The sequence below is a fragment of the Synechococcus sp. W55.1 genome, from assembly GCF_047461655.1.
In the GTDB taxonomy this organism is placed as follows: Bacteria; Cyanobacteriota; Cyanobacteriia; order Thermostichales; family Thermostichaceae; genus Thermostichus.
Window position 1 is genome coordinate 50041 of record NZ_JANSHN010000021.1, and the last position, 9940, is coordinate 59980.

The following is a 9940-nucleotide window of genomic DNA, read 5'->3' on the forward strand; positions in this document are numbered from 1 at the left end:
GGCTTGGGTGAGGTTCTGGGGCAGGTTGGCGGTACGGTAGCTGTCGTAGTAGGCCAAGGAAGCGCTGATGGCCGGGATCGGGATCCCCAAGGCCGCCGCTGTGGCCACCACCCGCCGCCAGGATCCCTGCCGCTCCCGGATGGCCTGCTCGAATTCCTCATCCAACAGCAGGTTCACCAGCTCTGGATCCCGTTTGTAGGCCGACTGGATCTCGCCCAGGAAGCGGGCGCGGATGATACAGCCCCCCTTCCAAATCCGCGGAATCTCACTGAAGGTGTAGACGTAGCCGTGGGCAACAGTGGCTCTTTTGAGCAGGGCCATCCCCTGCGCATAGGAGCAGATTTTGGAGCAGTAGAGGGCGGCGCGCAGATCTTGGATAAAGCAGTCGGGATCCCCTGCAAAAGTTGCGTCGGGCCCCTTCAACTGGGCAGAGGCAGCCACCCGTTCCTCTTTCATCGACGAGAGGATGCGAGCTTGCACCGCCGCTTCAATGGTGGGCACTGGTACCCCCAGATCTAGAGCGTCCTTGACTGTCCACAAACCGGTGCCTTTTTGCCCAGCCTTATCCAGAATGAGATCCACCAACGGCTTGCCGGTTTCCGGATCCAGGGTTTGGAAAATCTTGGCGGTAATTTCAATTAGGAAAGATTCCAGCTCTGTTTCATTCCAAGCCTGAAAAATCTCCTGCATCTGCGAGGCCGACAGCTTCAAAGCCCTGCGCATTAGGTCGTAGACCTCGGCGATCAGCTGCATATCGCCGTATTCGATGCCGTTGTGTACCATCTTCACGTAGTGCCCGCCCCCTTTGGGCCCCAGGTAGGTGACACAGGGGCCGTCTGGCACTTGAGCGGCAATTTTGGCCAAGATGGGCTCCAGTTGTTGGTAGGCCTCTGGGCTGCAGCCGGGCATGAGGCTGGGGCCGTTCAGGGCTCCCTCTTCCCCGCCGCTCACTCCCATGCCGACAAAGTGGATCCCGGTGGGGGCGAGGGCTTCGGCACGGCGATCGGTGTCGGTGTAGAGGGAGTTGCCGCCGTCGATGATGATATCCCCCGGATCCAGCAGGGGTTTAAGCTCGTCAATCACCGCGTCTACCGGCGCACCCGCCTTGACCATGATCAAGAATTTGCGGGGCCGCTCCATCAGTTGCACCAATTCCGGCAGGCTGTAGGCGGGGGTGATCCGTTTGCCTTGGGCTCGCTCCCGCATGAACTGGTCGGTTTTGGAGCTGGTGCGGTTGTAGACGGCAACCGGGAAGCCATTGCGCTCGACGTTGAGGGCCAGGTTTTCCCCCATCACCGCTAGGCCAATCACCGCAAAGCTGGGCTTGCTCATAGTTGGGCACTATCGACACCTCACCCAATCTAGAGGCCAATCCGACCGACCGGGTTCAGGGATCCTGTTTTCTTCACCTTTGCCGGCCCTGATTCAAGGGCAGCCCAAACTCTCACGGGTGGTTACGCCGGTTATCGGGTGGGATCCCTCAGCTCGCTCACACAACTGCCGCTTTGCCGCCCGATCCACATAGGCTTCGCTGAAATCGGCGCCGGCAATCTGCGCTCCTTGCCAAACCGCCCGTGCGGCAATGGCTCCCGTGAGCTTGGCCCCTCTGAGATCGGCTCCTGCCAAATTGGCCAGATCCAAAAGGCTATTGCTCAAATCGGCACCGGATAGATTGGCCCCCGCCAGATTGGCCTTGGTGAATGCCGCCCCCGAAAGGTTGGCCCCGTGCAGATCGGCGCCCTGCAGGTTGGCACTGACAAAGCTGCTGCCCCGCCAATCTTGGCCGGACAAATCCTGACCCTGCAGATCGGCGTTGTTGAAGTTGAGACGGGTTTGGCTGCCCGCCGGGGATCCCCAGAGGAGCCAAAGCAGCAAAGTGACCACTAGCAGGATGCCCAGCTTTCCGAAGTCGTGCCAGCAGGTCAAGGGGTTGGATTTTGCAGCCATTGGGGATCCCTAGGTTCTCTGCCCCCATTTTTGCCGATTTTTCCCTTGCTCATCACGTGGGAGCTGCTGAGAACTTGGATGGCGTTGCAGCAGAGACAGCCCTTATCCGCCGTAGGTCACATTCCGCTCGGTGGTGCGAAATTGCAGGACTGTCAAGCCCACCACAATGAGAAACAGGACGATGGATTGCGCGGCAGCCCTACCCAAATTGCCTGAAGACACTCCGATTTTGTAGATCTCGTAGATCAACACCGAGGTGGATCCGGAAGGGCCCCCAGCAGTCAGCAAGTCAATGGTGCCAAAGATATCGAAAAACGCATAGGTCATGTTGGTAATCACCAAAAAGAAGGTGATGGGAGAAAGCAGCGGTAGGGTGATGGCAAAAAAGCGACGCACAGCCCCGGCTCCATCAATGGCAGCCGCCTCCAGCAGATCCTTGGGCAGGTTTTGCAGGCCGGCAAGGTAAAACAAAATGTTGTAGCCCATCTGCTTCCAAACGCTGGCAAAGATCACCACCCAAGGGGCCAAGTTGGGATCGCTGAGCCAGTTTAAACGGGGGATCCCCACCAGGCCCAGCAAATGGTTGGCCACCCCTCCCAAGGGGTTGAACATGATAAAGAAGATGATCCCGGCCACCGCCGGAGAGATGGCGTAGGGCCAGATCAGCAACACCCGATAAATCGCCGCCCCCCGAATCGGCTGATAGGCCAGCGTGGCAATCAACAGGGATCCGCTCAACCCCAGCACCACGATGGCCGCCGAAATGGCAAAGGTAATCCCCAGGCTGCGCAGATAGGTGGAATCCGTCAGCAAAGCGGTAAAGTTATCCACACAGACGAAGCGGCTGCGCGGCGCCCCCACAAACGTGAGCAGGGTGGAAAGGCGGAAGGTATCCAGCCCTGGGTAGTAGAGAAACACCACCAAGATCGTGAAGGTGGGCAACAAGAGCAGCCACGCCAGCCACCACTGCTTAAAGATGCCCCTCTCCTGAACAGCTGGGCCGGGGATCCCCAGGCGGCGCTCCTGCTCCTTCTGCGTCCACGCCAACAGCGGCCAGAGGGGAATGGCCATGCCCGCCAGCACCAGCCCCACGCCAAAGGCCATGTCGATGGCCTTGCGCTCCGGCTCAAAAGTGCAAAAATCCAGGGGCACCATAAAGATCAGGGATCCCAGCCCTCCTGCTAGGCCCCCCAGCACTGCCCCCACCGGCACAGGCCACTCGATGCGTCGAAAACGGAGCCCCATCCAGAGGGATCCCAGCAACCCTGCCAACAGCGGCACCAACACTTGGACGAATCCCAACATGCCTCTCACCTCGGCTTTGCTCTTCACAAGAGCCTCGTCAAAACCCAAAAAGGGGCAGGCTGCCGCCCACCCCCATCCCTCAATGACACCGTCAGCCCATCGACATCCAGGTTACTGGTAGAGGGAGTTGTACTCGGCTAGAAGGCGGTTGGCCTCCTGGTTGGCCTTGGCCATAGCCTGGGCTGGATCCCCGCCCTTCACCATGAGATCCTCCATGGTTTGGGTTACCACGTTGCGAATCTCAGGGAAGGCCCCCAGCAGCGCCCCACGGGTGGCAGGGGTCACTTTGGAATTATTAATTTGGTCGCTGGCGGTGAAGAAGTTGGGGTTTTCCTTGAACCAGCCCTTCGACTCCAGTAAAGCTACCGAGCTTTTCCGAATGGGCAAGTAGCCGGTCACTTGGTGCCACTCGGCAGCATTTTCGGTGTTATTGAGCCACAGCATGAAGGTCAGCGCCCCCTCTTCCACCTCTTTGGGCAGATCCTTCACCAACCAGAGGCTGGCTCCCCCGATCAAGTTGCCTGTCCAACCCTTGTCGGCGTTGTAGGGCATGCGGGTGGTGACCAGCTCGATGTTGTTCTGCTTGGCGGCATTGGTGATGTTGGCGGCATCGGCGCTGCTGGTGATGGCCATGGCGACGGTACCGGTCTGGATGGCCTGCTCTGTGGCTGCCCAATCCCGCTGCTTGCCGCTGTAGATGTAGTAGCCTTTGTCATACATCCCTTTCCACCAGGTGGCGATGGCAATTGACGGCTCCGAGTCCAAAAAGACCTGGGTGGCACGGGCGGCACGGCCATTGTCGTTGTTGGCCAAGAGGGCATTCTGCTGGGCCATCCACTGCTCGTAGAACCAGCCGTGATTGGGCCAGGTCACACAGCCCTGGGGAGCGTCGGGAAGCGCCATGATCTTCTGACAGGCAGCCTCTAGCTCCTGCCAGGTGGCCGGCGGCTTTTCGATCCCTGCCTTCTTCAAGATGGCCGTGTTGGAGTAGAGAATGGGGCTGGAGCTGTTCCAGGGCATGGACGTAAATTTGCCATCCAGGGTGTAGTAGCTCACCACCGGCTCAATAAAATCGTCGAAATTCACCGGGATCCCGTTCACTTCGGTGCGATTGCCCAGAGCATCAGCAATGGACTTGAAGTAACCAAAATCCCGTGCCCGTTGGGTGCCCACCTCAAACCATTGCACCACCGAAGGAGCAGCATTTTGTTGAATGGCCAGGTCGGTGGCTTGCTGAATTTCTTCGTAGTTGCCGTAGCCTTCGACCGTAACTTTGTATTGAGGAAATTGTTTGTTGAACTCTGCCGCTTTTTCGCGGGCCCAATCCAGGCGGTTGTCGGTAAAGGCAATCCAAACTTTGACTTCGGCAGGAGACTGAGCAAAGCTGTCGGCAGCCAGAAGAGCAGCAGCAGACGCAGCCACCAGGCCAGCCGCAACAGCCAGGAAAGTACGACGGGTATTCATAGAAAAATGCAGTCGCATTCGCTAAAGGCACCTCTGAGATTACAGCACCGACATTAAGAGCAGGTTATGTCTGGCGGGATCCCTCTAGGAAGTGAACCTTCAGGCCAAAGTCAGAGTCAGACAGGGTAAAGGCTGAGCCTGGGTTATGATCGACAACCTCTCTAGGGGTCTGGAAAAATGAGAATGAAGATGAAAAATGCAAGCTTTTGCCTGTTGTTGGCTATTGCCCTCCTGATGGCGCTTGCCCCCTTTGCGCAGGCTCGCCCCCGTCAACGCAGCCGCATCGCCCCCTCGTCAACGGGCGGATCCCCGGCCCTGAGCGACGAACGCACCTTCACAACTTCCGGCACCTACACTCGCACCGGCCCCGATGGGAGATCCAGCAGCGGCACCTATTCCGGCCAGGGATCCCGGCAACTCATTCCCGGTCAAGGGATCCAAGGAGACTACTCCGGCCAAGTCACTACCCAACAAGGTCAGACCTGGAACCTGAACCATCAGCACACCACTACTCACACACATGAGGGTTGGCAACGGCAGGGCAGCACCACCCTGCAAAACGCCGAGGGCAAGACGGTGGGCAGCAGCTCGAGCCTTATCGAGGGCCAAGCGGGGCAAGGCTGGCAGCGCAGCGGCCAATTCAACAATGCTCGCGGCCAAACCTACACCACCGAGTCGAGCAGCACACCGACCGGGCCAGGACACTGGCAGCGGGAAACTCGCGTCTTCAATGCCCAAGGGGATCTGCTCGGTGGCTCTGATACCGATGTGCAGTACCGATTTGTACCAGGGCAAGGCTGGGTGAAAACAGTAGAAGGCAATACCCTGAAAGGTCAACCGATCCGCCGCACCACCACAGTCGGCCCCAATCCGTGAAGGATTTGCAGGGATCCCCTCCTCAGCTTGGCTTGGCATGCCGCCGCAGCGCCTGGATCCCCGCGGCCAGGGCAAAGAGCGCGATCAGCAGCAAGGTACTTAGGGCCGCCGCTTGCTGGGTATAGCCCCCTTGTTGCAAGCCAAAGATGAGCCACCCAAAGGTCTCCGAGCGGGAGGTCACCAAGAGGGCGGAGAGGGTCAGCTCGGCAAAAGATTGCAGAAATACCAGCAACACTGCCGCCGTCAGGGCTGGCGCCAGCAGCGGCACCAAGATGTGGCGAAAGGTTTGCAGCAGGGAGGCCCCGTCAATACTGGCTGCCTCCTCAAGGCTGGTATCCAAGCTGCGCCACGCCGCTTGCAGGGGCTGCAGTGCCAGGGCCGAGAACCGCCCCAGGTAGGCCATCAGGATCAGCCATAGGGTGCCGTAGAGGCTCAGCCCCGGCAGGGGAGGAGGCAACCACACCAAGATGAGAGACAAAGCAAAAATCAGGCCCGGCAGGGCATAGGGCAAGTCCACGATGAAGCTGAGCAGGGCCAACAGCGGCACCTTCAAGCGGGTCAGGGCATAGCCCAAGATCGTCCCTATCCCGCTGCAGAGCAGTGCCGCTCCTCCCGCCAAGCCCAAACTGTGCAGCGTGGCGCGGCGGGCCCGCTCCAGATCAAAAAGAACCATGCGGAAATGCTCCAGGGTTAGGTTAGACCAGGTCAGGGGCAGGCCATAGGCCCGCAGCAGGGCAGTCGCAGCCATGGCCAGCAAGGGCCCAAGAACGACCAGCAGAGCTGCGGCGAAAAGGATCCCGCTGAGCAGCCAACCCAGCCAGCCCAGGCGATAGGGATCCGGAGGCGCCTCGCCGGGATCCAACCCCTCCTGACTCCGCTGGGGCCAGCTCAAGAAGAAGAGGGCCGGCAGGCCAAAGAGCAACGCCAGCGCCGCACTGCGCCCAAACCCATCGCCGCTGAAGTTGATCACCTCCTGGTACAGCAGAGTGGGCAAGGTCAGGTAGCGCCCCGGGATCCCCAGCAAGGCCGGGATCCCGAAATTGCCCCAGGCCCCCAGGAACGCCAGTGCTGCTGCTGCCGCCACAGAGGGCCGTAACAGAGGCAGCGTGACGTAGAGCCAAACCTGCAGCAGGTTTGCCCCATCCAGTTGGGCCGCCTCCTGAGCCTGCTTGGAGAGCCGGCTCAGGCCCGCCACCAGCGTCAGATAGGCAATCGGCAGCACAAAAAGAGCCAGCAACAGGATGATCCCCGCCGGTGTGTAGAGGCTCCACAGGGATCCCTGCTTTCCCAAAATCCAGCGCAGCCCCTGCTGCAGATAGCCCACCGGCCCAGCCCACTGGATCCAGGCCAAGGCCAAAACCTGGGGCGGAATCACCAGAGGAGACAAAAAGAGCAGCCGTAGGATCCCGCGGCCCGGCAGATCCGTCTGGGTGGTGAGCACCGCCAGCAGCAGAGCGGCCCCAAGAGCCAGCGCCGCTGAGGCCGCGGACACCCAAAGGCTATGGCGTAGCGCCAGATGGACGCGAGGCGTTTCCAGCAACCAGCGGATGTTCTCACCTTCGCCGCCCAAGGCCCGCTGCAGCAGCCTCCAGAGGGGATAGACGTGGGTCAGAGTCACAAGGGCGGCTACAGCCACCAGCCAGGGGATAATGGGGTGCCTCAACCCTTTGCTCAAGTCCTTCCACCGCAAGACTTGGCCAGCGTCTGGCCAGCTTGATGTCAACCTATTCCCCAAACAACTTGGCAAAGCGAGCCTTGTCGGCCTCGCGGCTCTCGGCCAACTCCGTCGCCGGCACGCTTAAGATCTTCAGCTCGCTCAAGGCGGGGAACCCTTTCGGAGGTGTGACATCCTGCCGCAGTGGCATATAGCCCATCCCTGCAGCAACCTCCTGCCCCTTCTGAGACAGCAAGAAGTCCACAAAAGCCTGGGCAGCTTCCAGGTTGGGCGTTCCTTTTACAATTCCCACCGGCTCTGTAATCAATGGCACACCCTCCTTGGGATAGACCACCTCCACTGGGGATCCCTCGTTGCGGCTGCGAATGGCGAGAAAGTCCACCACCATGCCGTAGCTTTGTTCGCCACTGGCGACGTTGCGAGCCACAGCGCCATTGCCTTGCACCAGCACTGCCTTGTTCTTTTTCAGGGCTTCGTACCACTCCCAGCCCAAGCCGGGGGTGCGGGTGATAACCCCCAAGTTGTAGGCGGCGGCGCCCGAATAGGTAGGGCTGGGCATCACCAGTTGGCCTTCAGGAACCTGGGCCAGGGCTGCCCAGCTATCGATGGGCTGGGCTTTGGCCGTGTTGTAAACGATCACCGTGGCCAAGATCTTGGTGCCGAAGTAGTGGCAGTCTGGGTCGTAGTAGGTGGCAGCGATGGCTTTGGCCTCAGGGCTGCAGTAGGACTCCAGCAAATTGCGGGCTTTCAGCAGCTCAAAGGTGGGCGCATCGGCCACCAACAACACATCTGCCTGGGGGCTGCCCTTTTCTGCTTCTAAAAGAAAGCGGCTGATCACCTCCTCGGTGCCGGAGCGAAAGATCTCCACCGAAACCTCTGGATAAACTTCCCGAAATGCAGCAACAGTTTTCTGAGCATCTGCATCGGGTTGGGAGGTGTACAAACGCAACGTCCCGGAAGGCTTAGCCCAGGCTGAGCTCAAGGATCCCCACGCAAAAGGCTGGGCAAAAGCCACGCTGCAAAGCACCGCCAACAAAGATAGAGGACGCACGGTGATTCTCCTAACCATTCCAAAATCGGTTTTTGCATTTACTCTCACTTTACTGCCGATCTGGCACAAATGAGAGCATTGCCCAAATTCACCGGAGAATAAGCCTGTATTGCAGCTTTTCAGACAACATCTATCACAGCCACTATAAGTCACAACCACATGGATATGGATAGAAGCACCCCCTGCGTAGCAGGGATCCCACTTCGCTCACAAAACTCGCCGGAAGCCGGGGGAAGCTTTGGCTTCGGGGTTCCCAGGTTTCCCCCTATTTTAGGAGTTGAATACAGCTCAGAATACCTCAATAAAATCATCCAAAAGTTATTTTCTAGTTATTTTGAGATTAAGTTCTGATTAAGAAAAATTACCGGCCAGATTGTGAGAGGAAAAAGCACAGCTTGGTTCAACCAGCTATGCTTTTTGGAACCACATACCCTGTACTTTGGCTATAGGGATCCGAAAGCGTCTTCCTTATCTAGCTCCTCCTAGAGAAGCTTAACCAAGGCAACCAGCTTCCGACTCCACCCGCCGGCTTGCCGTCGTATCCGGCACCCCCGTCGACAACCGGTAACGCCTTCCACGGTAGTACCACCCCAGCCGCGATACGCCACGGTCAGACCAAAAGCTCACAAGACTCCTCCTGCTTTGCTCCTTCTCCACCCCCCTCGCAGACACTTTTCGCCCCGAACTCAACCGTTGCCTTGGGGCTAGGTTGGGCCCGGAAAGGCCTACAGCAGGCGAGTTTTGAGGTTTAGTTTAAGGCCTGCCCAGTGTTGGGAAGCGGGCGGACGGAATCGAACCGACAACAGCAGTTTGGAAGACTGCGGTTTTACCATTAAACTACGCCCGCACAGGCATTCACTGATGCCGGAAGCCTATGATAGCACCTCTCCCCAGTCAAGGTCTGGAGAGAAATCCATTTCCATCAGCGAGACGGGCTTCTTGGGTGGGCTGCGCTTACTTGCGGCGGAGATCTTTCTGGCGTTTCTTCTGCCATTGGCGAAATTCTTTCTCGTAGCGTTCACCTTCTGTTTGGTAGGCGTTCCAGCCCTTGAGGGAAACGGTCAAGCCCCAGCCCATGAGGATAAATAGCGACCAGGATAGCCCCCCACCGGAGAGCCAGTCCAAGCTCAGCAAAAAGCTGTTGACAATTCCATAGCGGCCCAGCAGTTGGTAAAACTGCCGACGGCGGTAGCGCTGGAATTCTCGGTGTTGGCTGTTCAGCTCTTGCCAGGCCTTCCATTCCTGCTCGGCCAAGTCCAGCTCTTGGGGGGAGATCCCCAGTTCGGCAGCCATCTCCTGCAGTTGGGAGCGGGTGAACTCGCCCAGGCGTGGCTGGCGGGCAATGGCCCGCTGGAGGATCTGCTGCACGTCCTCTTGGCTGTACCGGGATCCCGACATTTGGCTGGCTGATATTCAACTTTGTAAACCTTATAATCCCCTAGTCTAGGCTAGCCGGATCTTGGGCCTTATGAAGCGCCGTCTGCTGCGGGATCCCAGCCGGCAAATCTCAACTCGAATGTCAAATCGCACTAATCGCAGTCACCGAAAAAACTGGGTCTGAAGCCCCGCCCTTGAGGCCTACGGCCCGCTGACGCGACAGGGCGGCTTTCATGTGTGTACAA

At 58.8% G+C, this 9940-nt stretch carries 8 protein-coding genes and 1 tRNA gene; 1 reads left to right on the forward strand and 8 read right to left on the reverse strand.

The genetic code is table 11. The features are described 5' to 3' along the window. The 4 genes from gndA to NW816_RS10855 all read right to left on the reverse strand — a co-directional run. Positions 1-1332: NADP-dependent phosphogluconate dehydrogenase (gene gndA / locus NW816_RS10840; RefSeq protein ID WP_414409156.1), on the reverse strand; the 1332-nt coding region annotated here is incomplete at its 3' end. Between the two features lie 93 nt (positions 1333-1425). Beyond that, positions 1426-1947 (reverse strand): pentapeptide repeat-containing protein, encoded by a 522-nt coding sequence (locus NW816_RS10845; RefSeq protein WP_414409157.1) that lies wholly within the window; start codon positions 1945-1947, stop codon positions 1426-1428. A gap of 102 nt (positions 1948-2049) precedes the next feature. Continuing rightward, positions 2050-3252 (reverse strand): carbohydrate ABC transporter permease, encoded by a 1203-nt coding sequence (locus tag NW816_RS10850; protein WP_414409158.1) that lies wholly within the window; start codon positions 3250-3252, stop codon positions 2050-2052. Positions 3253-3363: 111 nt separating this feature from the next. Then, positions 3364-4716 (reverse strand): ABC transporter substrate-binding protein, encoded by a 1353-nt coding sequence (locus NW816_RS10855; protein WP_414409159.1) that lies wholly within the window; start codon positions 4714-4716, stop codon positions 3364-3366. Positions 4717-4905: 189 nt separating this feature from the next. Here NW816_RS10855 and NW816_RS10860 point away from each other — a divergent pair, with 189 nt between their 5' ends. Beyond that, positions 4906-5592 (forward strand): hypothetical protein, encoded by a 687-nt coding sequence (locus tag NW816_RS10860; protein WP_414409160.1) that lies wholly within the window; start codon positions 4906-4908, stop codon positions 5590-5592. Between the two features lie 22 nt (positions 5593-5614). Here the strand turns inward: NW816_RS10860 and NW816_RS10865 are convergent, their stop codons facing one another. From NW816_RS10865 to NW816_RS10880, 4 genes are all read right to left on the reverse strand, one after another. Further along, a complete protein-coding gene (locus tag NW816_RS10865) occupies positions 5615-7255 on the reverse strand; it encodes an ABC transporter permease (protein WP_414342291.1) in 1641 nt (546 codons plus the stop codon). Between the two features lie 61 nt (positions 7256-7316). Next, positions 7317-8318 (reverse strand): ABC transporter substrate-binding protein, encoded by a 1002-nt coding sequence (locus NW816_RS10870; protein ID WP_414357554.1) that lies wholly within the window; start codon positions 8316-8318, stop codon positions 7317-7319. A gap of 776 nt (positions 8319-9094) precedes the next feature. After that, a tRNA-Gly gene (locus tag NW816_RS10875) sits at positions 9095-9165 on the reverse strand. A 107-nt stretch (positions 9166-9272) separates the two neighbouring features. Further along, positions 9273-9716: a 2TM domain-containing protein gene (locus tag NW816_RS10880; protein ID WP_414357553.1), complete on the reverse strand. Its 444-nt coding sequence runs from the start codon at positions 9714-9716 to the stop codon at positions 9273-9275. Positions 9717-9940 lie beyond the last annotated feature (224 nt).